A 20,026-nucleotide genomic window follows, 5' to 3' on the forward strand; every position below is an offset into this window, starting at 1 on the left:
GTCTTCGGACCGCTGATCGAGATTGGCCGAAGGCTGGCAGTCCGGTTGAGCGAAGTTGACGCTGTTAGCGGACCTTGCGCGAGCCAACGCCTTGTTCCGCCTGTGCCAGGTTAGACAATCGACCATAAAGCGTGCTTCATCTGCTGCAGATGTTTGTGGAGTCCGTAGCGAAGGGAGGGCCAATGCGCCGACTACTCATCATGACTGCGCTGATGGCAGGCCCAGCCTTGGCGCAAGAGGCGCGAGAGCCGATCATCGACATGCATGTTCACGCTCGCGCGGCAAAATATGCGGGCGACGATCCTCCGCCGATGTGCACCCCATTCGAGGTCATGCCGAGATCAGACCCGTCGAAGGGTGTCCATGAAGGAATGAGCTTCGATACCCCGCCATGCGACAATCCGGTTCTCCCGCGACAACCGACGACCAGGTGATGCGCGACACGATCGCGGTGATGGAGCAGTTCAACATTACTTTCCGTAAGGGATCTGCGAAGGCGGACAGGCAATCAGCAGGCCAGCGGTCATCCGCGTCTCCACTGCTCGCCCGATTTTGTGATAACGCCAGCAAAGCGATTCAGGAATTTGGGTCGCCCGATTTTGCCAACTCGCGGGCAAAGGCTGAGAAGCCGAAGGTCAGGATGATCCCCGCAAGGGGCAGCGCGATCGCCGTCACGATGGCGATCGAATAGCGTAGGGCGCTATCGTCGCCGAACATATGATCAGTGAGCAGAGCCATCATCATCGGGCCGAAGCCAAGCCCGACAAGATTGACGACGAAAAAATAAAGCGCGGTGACGCGGGCGCGGTACTCGTTCGGCGTTATGAACTGAAGCGCTACCGTTCCGACTCCATGCATCGTTAGCATGGGAAAGGCGATTGCGAGCATTGTGAAGGCAAGAGTCGCGCTGGGCATTAATGCCGCCGCGAGTAACGGTGGACCGCCGAGCAGGATCGACAACCGCATCACCCGCAGATGTGCATCGGCAACCCCTTTGGCGAACTGTCGGTCGGCCAGCGTTCCGCCGGCCACCAGGCCCGCGGCGCCGCCCGTCGCCATGATGACGCCGAACCACAGGCCGGCCTGCGACACGTCCATCCCATAGGTCCGGGCGAAGAAAGTCGGCACCCACGCAATGACGCCGTACATAACAAGCCCGATCAGCGACATCGCCGCGAACAACGACCCGAGCGCGGCTCGCTGGTTCACCAAATGCGCCAGAAAGCCCGGTGCCGAAACAGCATCTCCGCTCGCCGACGTCCCTTGAAGACCCTGTCGAAGCGGCTCGCGTATCGTCAGCAGCAGCAGGCATACGAGCAGCCCCGGAGCCGCTACCCAGATGAAAATCGTGCGCCACGCCTCGACCGGACCGATGAGCGGCATATCAACCATCGGCGCCGCGAGGACCGCCTGCACGACGAACGAGCCCAGGACCAACGCCACGCCCGAACCAAGTGGTACACCGATGGAATAGACCGCCATCGCGCGTGCGAGCCGGTCGCGCGGGAAAGTGTCGCTCAGCATCGAATAGGCAGCAGGCGAAAGCGCGGCCTCCCCAACGCCGACCCCCATGCGCGCAAGGAACAGCGTCGCATAACTTCCGGCAAAGCCGCAACCGGCAGTCATCACGCTCCATAGCGCCACTCCGACGACGATGAGGTTCCGCCGGTTCCAGCGGTCGGCAATCCAAGCGATTGGGAGCCCAAGCAACGTATAGAAAAGTGCAAAGGCGAGCCCGATCAGCAGGCTGACCTGCGTATCCGAAATGTCGAGTGCGGCACGGATCGGCGCGACCAGCAGGCTGAGGATCATCCGGTCGACGAAGGACAATGTATACGCGACCAACAGGACCGCAACGACGTACCAGCGATAAATGGGACGCGGCCATTTCGGAGCCCCCGCATCCGCATTGACGTTCAGCCCGCCACGCGCGCCCTCTTCCACCATCGCTCCCGCTCTCCCGAAAGCAGCCCGCTCTTGCATAGCAAGTCGGCCTGATATATTAAATCAACTACTTAGGATACTAAGTAATTTCGTGGCCGGGTCAAGCATGATCGGTGCAAACCACAAAACAACGTGTTGGGAGACGCGATATGACAAATTTCGGCAGGAAGCAGTCCGCCCTGTTCATGGCCAGCGCGGCCGCCGCCATCATGCCCGCGACAGCTGCGGCACAAGACGCCGCCCCCACGAGCGGAGACATTATTGTCACCGCGCAGCGGCAAGAGCAGAGGCTTCAAGACGTCCCGATCTCGGTCACCGCGTTCGGCGCCGAACAGCTTCGCGACAACAGCATCGAGACGGTGCAGGATATCGCGATCCGCACCCCCGGCCTTGCGGTCAGCGCGGTCGACCCGGTTAACACCAATTTCTCGATGCGCGGTATCGGTAGCCCGCCGGGCATCAGCCAGAACGCCGGCGGCGATCCGTCCGTAGTGGTCTTTATCGACGGAGTTTATGCGGGCCGAGGCGGTACCCCGGACCTTGATGCGCTGGACCTCGAACGCGTCGAGGTGCTGCGCGGGCCGCAGGGGACGTTATTCGGCAAGAATGCGATCGGCGGTCTCGTCCAGTTCATCAGTCGCAAGCCAACTGACGATACAAGTTTCTTTTTTGACGCTACCTACGGAAACTACAATCGCTTGGGGGTCTCCGCGCGCGGCAATATGGCGCTGACCGACAATATCTATCTGTCGGCAGGCTTGTCGCACAAGCAGCGTGACGGGTTCGAATATAATGAAACGACGGGCAATGACGTCAACGACCTCAATCTGACCACAGGCCGCATTGCGCTACGCTTCGTGCCCACCGATACACTGGACATCATATTGCGTGCCGACATCGCGCATCAGGATCAGCGGGGTAATCCGCGCCACAATGATTGCGACACCAGCTTTAACGGCGGCATTCACTGCGTCGGCATCAACCCCGACCCCCGCGTGGTCAACGCCTATATCGACGGCGAAGTAAAACGCACGATCCAGACCTATTCGGCCGAAGTCAATCTGGAACTGCCTTCCGGGACGCTGACTTCGCTAACCGCGCTGCGTAAAGTAAAGTTCAATTTCGTTACCCCCTTCTTCAGCAATCCAATCAATCCGCCGGCACAAATCGAATCGACGAGTTTCGGCGAAGAAGATAACAGCCAGTTCAGTCAGGAACTGCGGTTTGCATTCGACGCTTGGGACGGACGTCTGAAAGGGCAGACCGGCGCCTATTTCCTTAAGGAGAACAACGACCGCGTTGAAGGGCAAATTCAGGATTTCCCGACCCCGGCCGGATCGGGCACCGGTATCTATCCGCAGTCGGTGAATGCGCGCAGCGTCGCAGTTTTCGGTCAGGTCGATTTCGAGATTGTGCCGTCGTTGACCGCGACCGTAGGCGCGCGCATGACGTGGGAACGCAAAAGCGGTCGCTTCGCCGGGTTCAAGGCAGACAGCGGCCCAGGCCTGCCCCCACCACTGGGGTCAATCGGCGGCTACGACGTCACTGGAAAAAAGAGCTGGAAGGCCTTCACACCGCGCTTTGCGCTCAACTGGAAGGCAACCGACGACGTGCTCCTCTATGCCTCGGTCGCGCGCGGTTACAAGAGCGGCGGATTTCAGGGGTTGTCGGGTACCGCGTCGGGCGCTTCGACACCCTATGACCCCGAATTCGCCTGGGGCTATGAGGTTGGCGCGAAAACCGACTGGCTTGATCGCCGCCTGCGGCTCAATGTCGCCGCATTCCGGACCGACTATTCGGACCTCCAAGTCTCGCAGCTCATCCCGCTGTGCTGTGTCGTCGTCAGCAATGCCGCAAAGGCGCGGATCAAGGGCATCGAGATCGAAGCCGTTGCGCGGCCGTTCGATGGCTTCCAGATAGACGGCAGTTATGCCTATCTCGAGGCGAAATTCACCGAATATTCGATTCCGGGTCTGAACTATACGGGCAACCGCGTGCCCCGCTCCCCGAAGAACAAGTTCAACATCGGTGGACAGTTTGAAACACCGATCGGCGAGCTGTCGGCGAAGCTTCGCGTGGATTACAGCTGGGTCGACGATGCCTATTTCGAGGCGTCGAACATTCCGCAGCAGCTCTGGCCGAGCCACGAAAACCTGGACGCGCGCCTTTCGCTGTCGGGCCCCAACGATCGTTGGGAATTGTCGCTGTGGGGCAAGAATCTGACCGACGAGCTTACACCAACCTATGTCACCTATTTCGGTGCCTTTCGTCAGATCCTCACGCCCTATGCGCCGCCGCGCACCTATGGCGTGACCGTGGCGTTCAAGATCTGACGTGCGGGCGCGGCAGCTGCTTCACGTTGTCGCGCTCTCCACCTTTTTGGAAGGATGACCTATGGAATCCCCCCATTTCAGCTATCTCTGTTCCTACACGGCGACCTTCACCGAACCGCAGCAGATGATCGGCAAGGCACATTTCGGGCGCCGGATGATCGCCGCGTTGACGGGCGGCGAAGTCGAGGGCGAACGACTACATGGCCGGATTATGCCCAGCGGCGGCGACTGGGCAACGATCGACGACAGTGACACGCTACGGCTCGACGCGCGCATCACGATGGAAACAAATGATGGCGCGCTGATATATGTCTCCTACCGCGGGGTGCTGCGTCCGCTTTCAGCGGCGCATAAACATGCTCGCAACGGCGGCCCCCGGACTCCTGAGGAAAAAGCCGAAGTCTATTTTCGCACAACCCCGATGTTTGAAACCGGCGACGAGCGTTACCTGTGGCTAAACGACATCGTCGCCGTTGGTCTTGGCGCCAGCATCGGCGGCGCCGTCCGCTACGACGTGTTTGAATTGCTTTAGCTGCGGGCATTTTACACGCCGAGCTATCAGCGCCGAGATACAAAGGGCATGGCAAGACAGTCGGCAGTCGCTCGATACGAAGGCGGCAAAGGCTTCCTCTTGTCGCGGTAGACCGCACCTCGAAGCTGGTGTTCGCCCACATCTATCGACGGGCGACCAAGCTCGCCGCGGCAGCCTTCCTGCGCGTGTCGATCAAGACGGTTCCCTACAAGATCACACCATCCTGACCGACAACGGCGTGCAGTTCGTTAGCGCGACCAGGGTGGCGCGCTGGGATGGATGGGCCGTATCTTCGCGAGCAGCACGGCATCGAGCATCGGCTCACCAAAACCCTGTGACCCATGGACCAACGGCCAGGCCGAACGGACGGTGCAACCATCAAGGACGCCACCGTCAAATCCTTCCATTACACATCGATCAACGAACTGCGCCGCCATGTCGGTGACGGGTTGGTCGCTTGCAACTTCGCCAAGCAGTCGAAGGCACTGCGCTTCAGGACGCCCTTATGACGCCATCGACGAGCTCTGGAAATCCAAACCAGATATCTTCGATATGGAGCCACACCATCGCATACCGGGACTAAACAGCTAGAAATTTTCGATTGATACCGATTGCGGTCGAAGGCGAAATAAGGAAAAGCAACCAAAATATTCTATGATTTCATGAGCGTAGAAATCTTCCGGCCTCGCTGTCGGCCATTTCGGATGGAATGAAATTTTCCTATTCAATTTCATTATGTTACAAGAGACCTGAATTGAGTGGGAATGATGCAGGATGAACAGCCCTACGCGCATTGACGTCGAGGCATCGGGCGGCTGCCAGTGCGGCGCGGTGCGTTATCATGTCACCGCGGTGCTCGACACGTCGCATATCTGCCATTGCCGCATGTGCCAGAAGGCGGCGGGCAATTTCTTCATCGCGTTGATCGGCGTCCCGCGCGACGCGATCGCCTGGACGCGCGGCACGCCCGCGTGGTTCGCCAGTTCGGACAAGGCCGCGCGCGGCTATTGCCGCGACTGCGGGACCCCGCTCGCCTATGATTATCACGAGAGCAAGCATATCAACCTGACCACCGGCTCGTTCGACGACCCGGCGCAGTTCCCGCCGCGCGTGCAGTTCGGCCTTGAAGGCCAGCTATCACTGTTCGAGGATTTGCCGATCGAGGCCGAGGGCACGACCGAGGAAACGATGGCCGCTTATGTCGGTGCGATCAAGGCAAGCAACCACCAGCATCCCGACCATGACACGGAGACATGGCCGGAGAGCTGAAGATCGCGCGGCGCGTCAAAGGCCCGACCGGATCAGGTGATCGAAGGCCGAGAGCGACGCCTTTGAGCCTTCGCCCATCGCGATGACGATCTGCTTGTACGGCACCGTCGTCACATCGCCCGCGGCGAAAATGCCCGGCTGGCTCGTCGCGCCGCGCGCGTCGACCTCGATCTCGCCGCGATCGCTGAGCGCCACCGCATCGCCCAGCCATTCGGTGTTCGGAATCAGGCCGATCTGGACGAAGATGCCCTCCAACTCGACGAGATGCTCCGCATCCTTGTTGCGGTCGCGATAGCGCAGGCCGACGACCTTCTCGCCATTGCCGAGCACCTCGGTGGTGAGCGCCGACGTGATGACCGTGACGTTGGGCAGGCTCTTGAGCTTGGTCTGGAGTACCGCGTCGGCACGAAGCTGCGCGTCGAACTCGATCAGCGTCACATGCGCGACGAGCCCCGCGAGGTCGATCGCCGCCTCGACCCCCGAATTGCCGCCGCCGATCACCGCGACGCGCTTGCCCTTGAACAAGGGGCCGTCGCAGTGCGGACAGTAAGCGACACCCTTGTTGCGATATTCGGCCTCGCCGGGGACGCCCATCTGGCGCCAGCGCGCGCCGGTCGACAGGATTACCGTCTTGCCCTTGACGCTCGCGCCGCTCTTCAGCTTCACTTCGTGCAGGCCGTTCGCGCCGCCCGGGATCAACTCGGCCGCTTCCTGCACGTTCATGACGTCGACGTCATAATCCTTCACATGCGCTTCGAGCTGCGCGGCGAGTTTCGGTCCCTCGGTGTGCTGGACGGAGACGAAATTCTCGATCCCCAGCGTGTCGAGCACTTGCCCACCGAAGCGTTCGGCGACGATGCCGGTGCGGATACCCTTGCGCGCGGCATAGATCGCCGCCGCCGCCCCGCCGGGCCCCCCGCCGACGACGAGCACGTCGAACGGCTCCTTTGCGGCGATCTTCTCGGCCGCGCGGGCGACCGCGCCGGTGTCGAGCTTCGCGACGATCTGCGCGAGGTCCATGCGGCCCTGCCCGAAGGGTTCGCCGTTCAGGAACACTGCGGGCACCGCCATCACCTGCCGTCGCTCGACCTCGTCCTGGAACAGCGCGCCGTCGATCGCGGTGTGGCGGATATTGGGGTTGAGCGCCGCCATGATGTTGAGCGCCTGCACGACGTCGGGGCAATTCTGGCACGACAGCGAAAAGAAGGTTTCGAAGGTGAAATCGCCCTCGAGTGCGCACACCGCGTCGAGCAGTTCGGCCTCTTCCTTGGGCGGATGGCCGCCGACGTGGAGCAGCGCGAGGATCAGCGAGGTGAATTCATGTCCCATCGGCAGGCCCGCGAACGCCGCTTGGGCACGGCCTTCATCGCCGCGGATCGCGAAGGACGGCCGGCGCGCATCGTCGCCGTCGAAGCGCGCGGTGACAAGATCCGACTGTGCTGCAACCTCTTCGACCAGCGCGCGCATCTCGTCCGACTTGGGCGAGGCGTCGAGGCTCGCGACGAGCTCGATCGGGCGGCGGAGGTTGCCGAGATAGGATTTGAGCTGGGCGGTCGTGTTGGCGTCGAGCATCGGCATGGGGAGAGCCTTTCGGACAGGGGCAAGGATTCGCCGCAGCGAGCGACGTCAGAATCTTATATTTTCAGGGGAGCGAAGACCGGGCGAGCGCTGCCCGCCCGGTCCTCACAAATGGCCGGCTTAGATCTTGCCGACGAGCTCGATCGAGGGAGCGAGCGTTTCGGCGCCCTCTTCCCACTTCGCCGGGCACACCTGACCGGGGTTGGCGCGGACATAGACCGCAGCCTTGATCTTGCGGACCAGTTCCTCGGCGTTGCGGCCGACGCCCTCGCAGGTGATTTCCATCACCTGGATCACGCCGTCAGGATCGACGACGAAGGTCGCGCGGTCGGCAAGGCCCGAATCTTCGCGCAGCACGCCGAAATTGTTGGCGAGGACGTGGTTCTGGTCGCCCAGCATATGATAGTTGATCTTGCCGATCGCCGGCGAGCTGTCGTGCCATGCCTTGTGGCTGAAATGCGTATCGGTCGACACGGCATAGACTTCGACGCCCAGGCCCTTCAGCGTTTCATACTGGTCGGCCAGATCTTCGAGTTCGGTCGGGCAGACGAAGGTGAAGTCGGCCGGATAAAAGAAGAAAACCGCCCACTTGCCCTTGGTGTCGGCGTCGGTCACGGGGACGAACTTGCCCTGGTGGTACGAAGTGGCGTTGAACGGTTTGATCGAGCTTCCAATGATACCCATGGGAGAGTGTTTCCTTTGTTTGCTGCACTGCAAAAATGTTTGCAGGGGCCAGCTATAAGGACGGACGCACGCACTCAACCCCAATTTTCCGGGCACACTTATCGTCTCAATCGATTAAAGGACCAATATCGCGCAAAACCGCGATCAGCGGCAGATATCCTTTGCTCCCATGAGCAAATCGATCACTTCGCTGTCGAAATCGTCGGGCGCGCCCGGCGTAATCTTGCGGAAACGGCGCGCGCAATAGGCGGCGCGCGGGCCCAGGTCGGGGACATCGCGAAATTTCAACGCGGTGCCCGACGTTCCGCCAACAAGGTCGGGCATGTCGGTCCACACCGTGCGCACCGTGAAAACTGCGCCCGGACGCACTTCGGGCGGGTAGCGCTCGTGCCGGCTGATGCACAGCGCCAGGTCATCCACTCGCCAATCGTCCGTCATAATCAACCTCATGGTTGTTACGCAGCGTTGGACGAAGGCTATCACATATGCGTCGCGGTGCGAAGCATTGTATCCGGCGCGCTGCGGCCCCGCAAAGCCTGCCGTTCCAGGTCGAGCAGAAATTCCTTCGCGTCCAGCCCGCCTGCAAACCCGGTAAGCTTGCCCGTCGATCCGACGACGCGGTGGCACGGCGCGATGATCGATATGGGATTGCGGCCATTGGCGGCACCAACCGCGCGCGATCCCGCGGGATTGCCGAGCTGGCGTGCAATTTCGCCGTAGCTCCGCGTCTCGCCGAAGGGGATGGTGAGCAGCGCGCGCCACACGCGCCGCTGAAAATCGCTTCCCGCAAAAGACAGTGGCAGGTCGAACATCGTCCGCGCGCCGGCAAAATATTCGCCAAGCTGGCGTGCGGTTTCGCACAGCAGCGGATGGCCGGTCGCAGGGACCAGCGGCCCCAGCGGCACGCGGCCCGGCGGGTCGTCCTCCCACAATATCGCGGCCAACCCGGCCGCGTCGGCGACCAGCGTCAACTCGCCGACCGGCGACCAGATGGTTTTGCAATGGTGGGTCATGCCTGAAATCCTGTCATTTGCTGTCGCACTTTGGCGACGAACTTCATATGGCAAGGCGGACCGAGCGGGTCGTCCCGAATCTTGCGCCCAACCTCGATGGAAAGTTTGTCATGACCCCGACCGCAAAAATCCTCCTTCTCGGCTCGGGCGAGCTTGGCCGCGAGTTCGTTATTTCGGTGAAACGCCTCGGCGCGCATGTGATCGCTTGCGACAGCTATGCCGGTGCGCCCGCGATGCAGGTCGCCGACGACTGCGAAGTCTTTTCGATGCTCGACGGCGATGCGCTGCGCGCCACGGTCGAAAAGCACCGCCCCGACCATGTCGTGCCCGAGATCGAAGCGATCCGGACCGAGGTACTGGCCGAACTCGAGGCCGAAGGATTCCACATCGTCCCCTCGGCACGCGCCGCCCAGCTCACGATGAACCGCGATGCGATCCGCGACCTCGCGGCGAGCGAACTGAGTCTCAAGACCTCGACCTTCGAATATGCCACGAGCCGCGAGGAACTGGCCGCCGCTGCGGCACGCATCGGCCTCCCGCTGGTCGTCAAACCCGTGATGTCATCGTCGGGCAAGGGCCAGAGTACCGTGAAGGACGCCGCGGGCATCGACGCCGCGTGGGATTATGCCGCCGCCGGCATGCGCGGCGACCGGCTGCGCGTGATCGCCGAGGCCTTCATCGACTTCGACTATGAAATCACCCTGCTCACCGTCCGACACAAGGATGGCGTCAGCTTTTGCCCGCCCGTCGGCCACCGGCAGGCACGCGGCGACTATCGCGAAAGCTGGCAGCCCGCCGCAATGTCGGACGCGGCGCTGGCAAGTGCTCAGGATATGGCGACAAAGGTCGTCGATGCGCTCGGCGGTCACGGCATCTTCGGCGTCGAATTTTTCGTGAAGGGCGACGAGGTGATCTTCTCCGAACTGTCGCCGCGTCCGCACGACACCGGCATGGTCACGCTGATCTCGCAGGACCTGTCCGAATTCGACCTGCACGCGCGCGCGATTCTGGGATTGCCGATTCCGCTCATCGACGTGCCGCAACCCAGCGCCAGCGCCGTGCTGCTCGCCGACCGCGACGCAAGTGATTTCGCGATCACCGGCCTCGCCCAGGCCCTGACGCCGCCGAACGCCGAAACCTCCATTGACGCGCGCCTCTTCGGCAAACCCGTCACGCGGCCGTATCGCCGCATGGGGGTGGCACTGGCAAAGGTCGCGGGCGGCACCACCGACGACGCGCGGGCGGCAGCCGTCGCGGCGGCGGACAGGCTGGCGATCCGATATCCGGAATGAGCAGACGGCGGGTTGGCAGGTTTCGACCGGAAGCGGTCGCAGGGCAAGTATCGACCGGAAGCGGGCATAGATCCTCCCTGTGGCGAAACCATGGGGAGGTGGCAGCGCGAAGCACTGACGGCGGCATTGACGCAACCGTCGCGCCTCTCCACCACTGCTTCGCGTCGGTCCCGCTGCGCTACGCGCCGTCTGCGACTCCCCCGACACCGCCGCCGCCCGCTAGCAGGCAGGCGATTGCGGCATGTTGCACTTCAAATGTGAAACCACACCCGGATCAAGTCCGGGATGACGAAGCGGAGACGTGTCGCTTAATCGCTCGGCGGATCGGCGATCATCGCGGTGAACTGGCATTCGGTCGCGAGCTGGCCGTCCAGCATCGCCCTGCCCTCGAACTTGCAGATATTCCGCTTTGCCTGAAGGATGGTGACGTGCAGGTCGAGCAGGACGCCCGGTTCGACGGGCTTCCGGAACTTCACCCCGTCGATACCCATGAAATAAACGAGCTTGCCCGACCCGCCGAGACCCAGCGATTCGATCGCAAGAATGCCGCCGGCCTGCGCCAGCGCCTCGACGATAAGCACGCCGGGCATGATCGGCCGGCCGGGGAAATGCCCTTGGAAAAAGGGCTCGTTCATCGTCACCGCCTTGACCGCGTGGATCGAGGTGTCCTTCACCATCGATTCCACCCGATCGACGAGCAGCATCGGATAACGATGCGGCAGCAGCGTCAGGATCCGGCGGATGTCCACCGGGCCCAGCGCCCCTGCCCCCTTTTCCCCGTCCGTCATGGCGCTTAGCGCGTGGTCGGCGCGGTGCCGGCGGCCGGAGTCGCCGGCGCCGCGGCGCGTGCCGCATTGGCCGCAGCCTGATTCTTCTGCTGCATCAGCTGGCCGGGCTGATAGCCGGCGGGCGGAACGATCTGGACGTTCGGCACAAGCGTGTTCAGTTCGGCGACGATCGCGTCGGTGATGTCGACATTCTTTTCGGCCGCCAGAACGATCTGCGGATTATAGCTGAGCAGCAGGTCGACCTTGCGCTTGGTCATGCCGGCCTTGACGGCTTCGTCGAGACGAACGCTGATCTGGTCGATCGCATAGGTCCGCGCGAGGTCGTAAGGCTGCGACAGCTGGCTGAGTTCGCGCTGCGCCGCCGTCGATTTGTCCTGGAACGCCTTGATCGCGGCATCGACCGCCGCCTGGTTGCGCGGCGTCTTCTTTGCTTCCTCATTGGCCTTTGCGCGCAGAACGTTCAGTTCGGCTTCCAGCGTCTGGCTGCGCGTTTCGACCTGGTCGATCTGCGCCTTGTAGGTGGTGCCGATCTGGGTCAGCGCCGTCTTGTAGGCGTTCGACTGGGCGACCGCGGCCTCGAGGTCGGCGACCGCCGAGCCCTTCGTCGATTGGGCCGCCGCCGGGGCGGCGAACATGGGCGAAACCGACACGGCAGCAACGGCGAGAGCCGAGGCGACAAATATTTTCTTCATCAGAATTGGGTTCCTACATTGAATGAGAAGCGTTTGGTATCATCGCCCTCTTCTTTGCGAAGGGCGTAAGCGAAGTCGATCCGGAAGGGACCGAACGGAGAGTTCCAGTTGACCCCGGCGCCGATCGAAACGCGCGGAAGCCAGGTATCGCCGAAGAAGCGCTCCTCGAACGGCGGCAGATTCGACGTCGTCCCCTCGAACGCTTCGCACGAATTATACGCGCCGCCCGGAATTGCCGGTGTGTCGGGATTGTTATCGTGATCGACCAACCCTTGCCGGGCAAAATTGACGCTGCCCGTGGCCGCATTGCGGCACAGATTCTTGGTAAGCCCGTCGGAGGGATCGAGGAAGTTGGCGAGCGTGGTCAGCGTCGGGCGCTTCACGCTGAATACCGACCCGATATCGAGGAAGATCGACGGCCGCAGCCCCAATTCCTTGGCGCCGGTGCCCAGCGGGATGTCGAGCTCGATCCGGCCGAGATAATAGGCGCGGCCGCCGAGCGCATCGTCGATCTGCCCGCGATTGCCATCGGTATCGGTAATGACGACGGGGTTTGTGGGGTCGGTGTTGTCGACGCCGTAGCGGATGACACGTGGACCGACACCGCGAATGTCGAAGCCGCGCATCTGCGGTTCGCCGAGGAAGAAGCGGTCGGTCAGGCGGACCTTGTCGCTGGTCGGCGTCGGGCGCCCCCCGAACGGGTAGATATAGCCGCCTTCGGCCGACAGGTTCAGGATGAAGCGGCTGCCGAGGTTGAAGTGCTTCGACGCGTTGAGCCGGGTGCGGACATATTTGACGCTGCCGCCAAGGCCCGCAAAATCCTGGCTGAGCGACAGCGACTGGCCACGGGTCGGGCGCAGGCGGTTGTCGCGGTCGTCATAGGCAAGCGTATAGCCCACCAGCGACGTGGTCCGCGTGCCGATCGCGTCGCAAAGATAGCGGCCCGCGACGAAGGGGTCGCACTGGCCGCCGAAATAATAAAGGTCGCGGTCGAGCGTCACATCGTCGTAATTCAGGCTGTAACGCGCGAAGAAGGACATGAACTCGGTCAGCGGCACGCCCGCGTTGAGCTGGAAGCCGGTCGTGACCTGCTGGAAGGTCGTGCGGCGATCATTGTTTATGAAGTTGAACGAATTGAGGTCGCGGCGATAGACGCTGCCGCCGACCGAGATGTTGCGGTCGAACAGATAGGGTTCGGTAAAGCCGAGTTCGATCGATTTCGAATAGCTCGAATAATTGACCGATGCCTGGAGCTGCTGGCCGAGGCCGCGGAAGTTGCGCTGGCGGATCGACGCCTGGAGCAGGAAATTCTCGATCGACGAGAAGCCGGCCGACAGCGACAGCTCGCCGGTCGGCTTTTCCTCGACATTGGTTTCGAGGACGATGCGGTCGGGCGCGCTCCCCTCCTTGCGCTCGATTTCCAGATTCTCCTGGAAGTAACCGAGGCTGTTCAGGCGGTTTTCGGTGCGCTTGATGCCAAAGCTGTTGAAGGCATCACCTTCGTTCAGGCGAAACTCGCGGCGCACCACCTTGTCGTGGGTCAGCGTATTGCCGTTGACGTCGATGCGCTCGACATAGGTCCGCGGGCTTTCGCCGACGTTGAAGGTGATCTGCATCGTCCGCGTGTCGGCGTCGCGGCGGAATTCGGGATTGATGTCGGCGAACGCATAGCCGAACAGGCCCGCGGTCTCGCTGAGGCTCTCGACCGTGTCCTCGACCAGCTTTGCATCGTACCAGTCGCCGGTCTTCATCGGCAGCAACTTCTTCAGCATCTCGGGCTGGAAGTCGCGCAGCTCGCTCTTCACGTCGACGTCGCCGAACTTGTAGCGTTCGCCTTCCTCGACGACATAGGTGATGATGAAATCCTGCTTGTTGCTGGTAAGCTCGGCGACCGCCGAGATCACGCGGAAATCGGCATAGCCGTTCTGCAGGTAGAACAGGCGCAGCTTCTGCTGGTCATAGGCCAGGCGGTCGGGGTCATAGCTGGTGTTCGACGACAGGATCGTCAGCAGTCCCGATTCCTTGGTCGCCATCTCGTCCTTGAGATCGCCGTCGCTGAACTTCTCGTTGCCGATGATGTTGATCTGGCGGACCTTCGACTTCGGCCCTTCGTTGATTTCGAAGACGACATCGACGCGATTCTGATCGAGCGAAACCATTTTCGGCTCGACCGTCGCGGCGAAGCGGCCTTGCCGCTTGTACAGCTCGATGATGCGCGCGACGTCCGCGCGAACTTTCGAACGGGTGAATATCTGGCGCGGGGCAAGTTTAATCTCGGGCCGGATCTTGTCTTCCTTCAGGCGCTTGTTACCTTCGAGGATGACGCGGTTGATCACCGGATTTTCGGTGACCTGGATTTGCAGCGCGCCCGCATTGTCGGTGATCTGGAAATCCTTGAACAGCTCGGTCGAGGCCAGATCCTTGAGCGCCTGGTCAAGCGTGGCGCGGTCGTAGGTCTGACCGACGCGCAGGCGCAGGTACGAAAGGATCGTCTGTGCCTCGAGCCGCTGGTTGCCGACGACAGTGATCGACTGGATGGTCGCTGCCGTCGGCGCGGCTTCGGGCGCGGGAGCCGGGACCGTCGGCGGCACAACCTGCTGCGCCATCACCGGCGCGCTGAGCATCGTACCTGCCATGAGGAAGGCCGACAGCTGGGTCCGCGCCGAGAATTTGTGTGAAGCCACGCTGTTCATCCCGAAAAAATAACTCAAAAGCGACAAACCCGCCTGACCGCGGGTTCGCGCGCCACTCCCTGCCCCAGACTCGCTAGCCAATCAAGCGGGCGATCCCGTCCCACACGCCAATTGAGCCCAAATCGTTGAAAGTCACGACCAGCATCAGCGTGACGATCGCCGCAAAACCGAATCGGAACGCCCATTCCTGCGCTTCGGGGGGCGCGGGGCGCCGCCGGATCGCCTCATAGGCGTAGAAGACCAGATGACCGCCATCGAGCATTGGCAATGGCAAGAGGTTGATGAACCCCAGATTGATGGAAATGAAGGCGGTGAAGAAGATCAGCGTCGAAATGCCGAGCGTCGCCATCTCGCCGGACTGCTTTGCAATCCGGATGGGTCCGCCCATTTCCTTGACCGAACGCTGGCCGGTAACGAACTGACCCAATATATCGCCGGTCAGTCGCACGAGTGCCCATGTTTGCGCCGCGCCGCTTTGAAGCGCCATTAAAGGCCCTACGGCGGTATAGACCGGTGCGCCCGAACGGACACCGATGACTGCCCTTTCGACCTTGTTACCGAACCCGTCGGTTTCTGTGATCATCCGCGGCCGCAGCGTGATATCGAGACGTTCGCCGCCACGCTCGATCGCGAGAGCCGCCGGCTTGCCAAGATCGGTGGCAACCGCCATCGGAATATCCTCGAAAATGTCCATCGACCGCCCATTGATCGACACGATGCGATCGCCAACGCGGAGCCCCGCTTCCTGCGCCGCGCTATGCGGCTGGACCGCGGCGATCACCGGCGGGGTCTGGGGAATGCCATATGTCATGAACAGGGCCGCAAAGATGGCAATCGCGAACAGGAAGTTGGTCATCGGCCCCGCGAGGACGATCAAGGCGCGCTTCCACACCGGCTGCGCCGGAAAAGTATGCGACCGCTGTTCGGCGGGCAGTTGCTGCCAGTCGGCGTCGGGCTGGCTGACCGCGTCGCGGTCGCCCGCGAACTGGACATAGCCGCCAAGCGGCAGCCAGCCGATCTTCCATTCGGTCCCGCGCTTGTCGGTCCAGCCGAGAATCCTGCGGCCGAAACCGATCGAAAAGGTGTCCGCCTTCACCCCGCACCAGCGCCCGACGATATAATGGCCATATTCGTGCACGAACACGAGCGGGCCGAGCACCGCGAGGAATGCGACGGGATAGAGCCAAAGCGGAATGTCAGGCATGTTCATATTGGTCCACAAAGCTTTGCGCAGCCGCACGCGATGCCGCATCGACGCTGAATATGTCCTGAAGCGACGCCGGCGCCGCCGGTGCATCGGCGTCGATCACGCGGCGAACGGTATCGACGATCGCCGTAAAGGAAATGCGACCAGCCAGGAAAGCGGCGACCGCGACTTCGTTCGCGGCGTTGAGCTGTGCAGGGCGCGCGCCGCCCTCGGCGATCGCGGCACGGCAGAGCGCGGTCGCGGGGAAGCGCGCCTCGTCGGGCACCTCGAAATCGAGCCGCGCGATGCTGGCGAGGTCAAGCGGCGTACAGGGCGTCGCCATCCGCTGCGGCCAGGCGAGCGCCGAGGCGATGGGAATACGCATGTCGGGCGAGCCCAGCTGCGCGAGGGTCGAGCAATCAATATATTCGACCAGGCTGTGGATCACCGATTGCGGGTGGACCAGAATTTCGATGCGGTCGAGCCCGACAGGGAACAGATGATGCGCCTCGATCAGTTCGAGGCCCTTGTTCATCATCGTCGCCGAATCGACGCTGATCTTTGCCCCCATCGACCAGGTGGGATGCGCGACCGCCTGCGCCGGCGTGACCCGCGCCATGTCGGCGGCGGCCATTGTCCGGAACGGCCCGCCGCTCGCGGTCAGGATGATGCGGCGCACCTGGTCGATCCGCCCGCCGGCCAGGCATTGAAAGATCGCATTATGCTCGCTGTCGACGGGCAGGATCATCGCGCCCGACTTGCGCGCCGCAGCGGTCATCAGGTCGCCGGCCGACACCAGCGCTTCCTTGTTGGCGAGCGCGACGTCATGCCCTGCCTCCAGCGCCGCCATCGTCGGCGCCAAACCCGCGCAGCCGACGATTGCCGCCATCACCAGGTCGGCGGGGCGCGCCGCCGCTTCGACCAGCGCATCGGCGCCCGCCGCGACCGCGATGCCGGTATCCGCCAGTGCGTCGCGCAGTTCGCCATGGCGGGCTTCGTCGGCGATTACCGCGATGTCGGGACGAAATTCGCGCGCCAGCCGCGCCAGTTCGGCGACATCGCTGTTCGCCGTGAGCACGCTGAGCTGCCAGTCAGCGCCAGCGCGGCGGACGAGGTCGAGGGTCGATTGCCCGACCGATCCGGTGGCGCCGAACAGCGAAAGGCGGCGATGCGCCATCTCAGCCGGCCGCCCGCACCGCAATATGTCCGGCAAAAGCGAGCGCGCCGAGCAGCAGCGCCACCGGCAGCAGCCCGTCGACGCGGTCGAACAACCCGCCGTGGCCGGGGATCAGCTTGCCCGAATCCTTGACCGCCGCGCGCCGCTTCATCCAGCTCTGCGCCAGATCGCCGAGCTGGGCGAGAAGGCCCATGAACAGGCCGATCCACAGCGGCACCCCGACAATACCCGCACGGTCGCCGATCGTCGCGCTGGCGATCAACGCGGCGACCATGCCGCCAAACAGTCCCGACCAGGTTTTCGACGGACTGATGGCGGGCGCAAGCCGCGCGCCGCCAAAGGCGCGCCCCGCAAAATAGGCGCCGATATCGGTCGCCCACACCATCCCGAACACCCAGAATGCCCCCGTCACCCCCAGATGATCGCGAACGAACCATAGTCCCGCCATCGAACCCAGAATGAGGATGGGGCCAAGGATGTTGAGGCCCGTCCGGGCGCCGCCGCCGATCGTCATCGCCTTTACCAGCTGAAACCATTCGACCAGCACCAGCGCGCCGCCGACGAGCAGCAGCAGGCCGAAGGCGATGCCGCCAAACCACAGCGCGGCGCCCGCAATCGCGAACAATATGATCGCCGACCCGGCCCGCACCCAGAAATCCGATTTCACCGCTGCCACCATGTTTTAAAGTCCCCCGTAACGGCGGTCGCGCCGCGCGAAATGGTCGAGCGCCGCTTTCAGATCGGCCGGTTTGAAATCCGGCCATAAAATATCGGTGAAATAAAGTTCGGCATAGGCCGATTGCCACAGCAGAAAATTCGACAGCCGCACCTCGCCCGAGGTGCGGATGAGCAGGTCGAGCGGCGGCATGTCGGCGGTGTCGAGGTTCGCCTCGATCGCCTCCGGCGTAATCGCTCCCGCCGCCGCCGCCGCGGTCGCGGCGCGGACCAGTTCATCCTGCGCGCCATAATTCAATGCAACCGCCAGCGTCGTGCGCTTGTTCCCCGCGGTGCGTTCGAGCGCCTTGTCGATCAGCGCGACGACATCGGGCGCCAGCGCGCGCCAATTGCCGATGACTTTCAGCTTCACATCATTGGCGGCGAATTCGTCGAGGTCGGAGAGAATGAAACGCTTCATCAGCGACATCAGGTCGCTGACCTCTTCCTCGGGCCGTTTCCAATTTTCGGAACTGAAAGCGTAAAGCGTCATCGCCTCGATGCCGAGGTCGCCCGCGGCGCGCACGATGGTCCGCACGGCTTCCACGCCTGCGCGGTGTCCCGCGACGCGGGGCAGCATGCGTTTTTTCGCCCAGCGGCCATTGCCATCCATGATGATGGCGACATGACGTGCGCCGTGATGAGCGTCAGCCATCGACCGGGCCCGTCATACGGAACTCTTCAGGAAAAATCAGATCGCTAAGCGGCACTAGCCCAGGATTTCCTTTTCCTTCGCGGCGGCGGCGGCGTCGATCTCGGCGATCGTTGCGTCGGTCAGCTTTTGCACCTCGCCTTCATGGCGCTTGCGCTCGTCTTCGCTGATTTCCTTTTTATTCTCGTCGGTTTTCAGATTGTCCATGCCGTCGCGGCGGACGTTGCGGACCGCGACGCGCGCCTTTTCGGCATATTGACCGGCGAGTTTCGACAATTCCTTGCGGCGCTCCTGCGTCATTTCGGGAATCGGAAGGCGCAGCATCTGGCCGTCTACGATCGGGTTGAGGCCGAGCCCCGCCGAACGGATCGCCTTGTCGACCGGGCCCACGTTCGTCTTGTCCCACACCTGCACCGACAGCATGCGCGGTTCGGGGGCGCTGACCGAGGCGACCTGATTGAGCGGCATGTGGCTGCCGTAAACCTCGACCGTCACCGGATCGAGCAAAGCGGTGTGCGCGCGGCCGGTGCGCAGACCCGCGAGGTCGCTCTTCAGCGATTCGACCGCGCCGTGCATGCGACGTTCGAGGTCGGCCTTGTCATATTTCGCCATCTGTATTTCCTCTCTTATGCGTTGCCGGCGGCGTCGCTGACGACGGTCGAAACGCCCTCGCCCGCCAGGACGCGCGCCAGATTGCCGGGTTCGCGAATGTTGAACACCACGATCGGGATATGATTGTCGCGGCAAAGCGCCACCGCGCTCGCATCCATCACTTTCAAATTGTCGGCGAGCACGCGGTCATAGCCCAGCGTGTCGTAACGAACCGCATTGGGATCCTGCTTCGGATCGGCATTATAGACGCCGTCGACGCTGGTGCCCTTGAGCAATGCGTCGCATGTCATTTCGGCGGCGCGCAACGCGGCGCCGCTGTCGGTGGTGAAATAGGGGGCGCCGACGCCGGCGGCGAAGATCACGACGCGGCCTTTTTCGAGGTGGCGTTCGGCGCGGCGGCGGATCACCGGCTCGCACACCTTGTCCATCTCGATCGCCGACTGGACGCGCGTCTGGACGCCAAGCTGCTCGAGCGCGTTCTGCATCGCCAGCGCGTTCATCACCGTCGCGAGCATTCCCATATAATCGGCCTGCGCGCGGTCCATGCCCTTGGCCGCGCCCGCCATGCCGCGAAAAATATTGCCGCCGCCGATGACCAGGCAGATTTCAAGCCCGCGATCCTTCGCTTCCTTGACCTCCGCCGCCATGCTCGCGACCGTTTCGGGGTCGATGCCAAAGGCGCCCGACCCCATCAGCGCCTCGCCGGACAATTTCAGCAGGATGCGTTTCATGTCGGGCAATGCCATGCTGGGAAACCTCGCTGGGGAACTACATAAACGAATGGCGCGCACCCTAGTGAAGGCGCACGCCATTGCCAAGCGGACTGCCGCGCCATCCTCCCTGCGGCAAAGCCGTGGGGAGGGGGAC

The 20,026-nt window shown here is 62.7% G+C and carries 18 protein-coding genes and 1 pseudogene; 5 read left to right on the forward strand and 14 right to left on the reverse strand.

The window, feature by feature from the left end:
• Window positions 1-576: 576 nt before the first annotated feature.
• The gene (locus tag HDC35_RS07125; RefSeq protein ID WP_184645051.1) at window positions 577-1,947 is read right to left on the reverse strand and encodes an MFS transporter; all 1,371 of its coding nucleotides are present in this window, start codon (window positions 1,945-1,947) and stop codon (window positions 577-579) included.
• Between the two features lie 146 nt (window positions 1,948-2,093).
• Between HDC35_RS07125 and HDC35_RS07130 the strand changes: the two genes are divergently transcribed.
• From HDC35_RS07130 to HDC35_RS07140, 4 genes and pseudogenes are all read left to right on the forward strand, one after another.
• On the forward strand, window positions 2,094-4,277 hold the full coding sequence (locus HDC35_RS07130; protein ID WP_184645053.1) for a TonB-dependent receptor: 2,184 nt from the start codon (window positions 2,094-2,096) through the stop codon (window positions 4,275-4,277).
• A gap of 61 nt (window positions 4,278-4,338) precedes the next feature.
• Window positions 4,339-4,809: a DUF3237 domain-containing protein gene (locus HDC35_RS07135; protein WP_184645055.1), complete on the forward strand. Its 471-nt coding sequence runs from the start codon at window positions 4,339-4,341 to the stop codon at window positions 4,807-4,809.
• Between the two features lie 63 nt (window positions 4,810-4,872).
• A pseudogene (locus tag HDC35_RS19600) lies at window positions 4,873-5,400 on the forward strand (DDE-type integrase/transposase/recombinase); the annotation flags it as partial.
• 183 nt (window positions 5,401-5,583) lie between these two features.
• Window positions 5,584-6,078, forward strand: coding sequence for a GFA family protein (locus HDC35_RS07140; protein ID WP_184645058.1), 495 nt, complete (start codon window positions 5,584-5,586; stop codon window positions 6,076-6,078).
• 15 nt (window positions 6,079-6,093) lie between these two features.
• Here the strand turns inward: HDC35_RS07140 and ahpF are convergent, their stop codons facing one another.
• From ahpF to HDC35_RS07160, 4 genes are all read right to left on the reverse strand, one after another.
• On the reverse strand, window positions 6,094-7,650 hold the full coding sequence (gene ahpF / locus HDC35_RS07145) for an alkyl hydroperoxide reductase subunit F (protein WP_184645269.1): 1,557 nt from the start codon (window positions 7,648-7,650) through the stop codon (window positions 6,094-6,096).
• A 126-nt stretch (window positions 7,651-7,776) separates the two neighbouring features.
• The gene (gene ahpC, locus HDC35_RS07150; RefSeq protein ID WP_184645060.1) at window positions 7,777-8,340 is read right to left on the reverse strand and encodes an alkyl hydroperoxide reductase subunit C; all 564 of its coding nucleotides are present in this window, start codon (window positions 8,338-8,340) and stop codon (window positions 7,777-7,779) included.
• A 144-nt stretch (window positions 8,341-8,484) separates the two neighbouring features.
• Complete coding sequence (locus HDC35_RS07155; protein ID WP_184645062.1) at window positions 8,485-8,778, reverse strand: hypothetical protein; 294 nt, start codon at window positions 8,776-8,778, stop codon at window positions 8,485-8,487.
• Window positions 8,779-8,819: 41 nt separating this feature from the next.
• A complete protein-coding gene (locus tag HDC35_RS07160) occupies window positions 8,820-9,353 on the reverse strand; it encodes a methylated-DNA--[protein]-cysteine S-methyltransferase (protein ID WP_184645064.1) in 534 nt (177 codons plus the stop codon).
• A gap of 110 nt (window positions 9,354-9,463) precedes the next feature.
• Between HDC35_RS07160 and purT the strand changes: the two genes are divergently transcribed.
• A complete protein-coding gene (purT, locus tag HDC35_RS07165) occupies window positions 9,464-10,645 on the forward strand; it encodes a formate-dependent phosphoribosylglycinamide formyltransferase (RefSeq protein ID WP_184645066.1) in 1,182 nt (393 codons plus the stop codon).
• A gap of 308 nt (window positions 10,646-10,953) precedes the next feature.
• Here purT and fabZ read toward each other — a convergent pair whose 3' ends face one another.
• From fabZ to pyrH, 9 genes are all read right to left on the reverse strand, one after another.
• Window positions 10,954-11,433, reverse strand: coding sequence for a 3-hydroxyacyl-ACP dehydratase FabZ (gene fabZ, locus HDC35_RS07170; protein WP_184645068.1), 480 nt, complete (start codon window positions 11,431-11,433; stop codon window positions 10,954-10,956).
• 5 nt (window positions 11,434-11,438) lie between these two features.
• Window positions 11,439-12,125: an OmpH family outer membrane protein gene (locus tag HDC35_RS07175; RefSeq protein WP_184645070.1), complete on the reverse strand. Its 687-nt coding sequence runs from the start codon at window positions 12,123-12,125 to the stop codon at window positions 11,439-11,441.
• Entirely contained in the window at window positions 12,125-14,818 is a 2,694-nt protein-coding gene (bamA, locus tag HDC35_RS07180) for an outer membrane protein assembly factor BamA (RefSeq protein WP_184645271.1), read from the reverse strand. The genes HDC35_RS07175 and bamA overlap by 1 nt, the downstream gene beginning before the upstream one ends.
• 73 nt (window positions 14,819-14,891) lie before the next feature.
• The gene (gene rseP / locus HDC35_RS07185) at window positions 14,892-16,022 is read right to left on the reverse strand and encodes an RIP metalloprotease RseP (protein WP_184645072.1); all 1,131 of its coding nucleotides are present in this window, start codon (window positions 16,020-16,022) and stop codon (window positions 14,892-14,894) included.
• Complete coding sequence (locus HDC35_RS07190; RefSeq protein WP_184645074.1) at window positions 16,015-17,181, reverse strand: 1-deoxy-D-xylulose-5-phosphate reductoisomerase; 1,167 nt, start codon at window positions 17,179-17,181, stop codon at window positions 16,015-16,017. The genes rseP and HDC35_RS07190 overlap by 8 nt, the downstream gene beginning before the upstream one ends.
• Before the next feature lies 1 nt (window position 17,182).
• Window positions 17,183-17,860: a phosphatidate cytidylyltransferase gene (locus tag HDC35_RS07195; protein ID WP_184645076.1), complete on the reverse strand. Its 678-nt coding sequence runs from the start codon at window positions 17,858-17,860 to the stop codon at window positions 17,183-17,185.
• A 3-nt stretch (window positions 17,861-17,863) separates the two neighbouring features.
• Window positions 17,864-18,550 carry a polyprenyl diphosphate synthase gene (gene uppS, locus HDC35_RS07200; protein ID WP_184645078.1) on the reverse strand — a complete coding sequence of 229 codons (687 nt, stop codon included), beginning with the start codon at window positions 18,548-18,550 and terminating at the stop codon, window positions 17,864-17,866.
• Window positions 18,551-18,604: 54 nt separating this feature from the next.
• Window positions 18,605-19,159 (reverse strand): ribosome recycling factor, encoded by a 555-nt coding sequence (gene frr, locus HDC35_RS07205; protein WP_184645080.1) that lies wholly within the window; start codon window positions 19,157-19,159, stop codon window positions 18,605-18,607.
• Between the two features lie 14 nt (window positions 19,160-19,173).
• Window positions 19,174-19,905 (reverse strand): UMP kinase, encoded by a 732-nt coding sequence (pyrH, locus tag HDC35_RS07210; RefSeq protein ID WP_184645082.1) that lies wholly within the window; start codon window positions 19,903-19,905, stop codon window positions 19,174-19,176.
• Between the last annotated feature and the right edge of the window lie 121 nt (window positions 19,906-20,026).

This window comes from Sphingopyxis sp. JAI128 (assembly GCF_014207235.1).
In the GTDB taxonomy this organism is placed as follows: Bacteria; Pseudomonadota; Alphaproteobacteria; order Sphingomonadales; family Sphingomonadaceae; genus Sphingopyxis.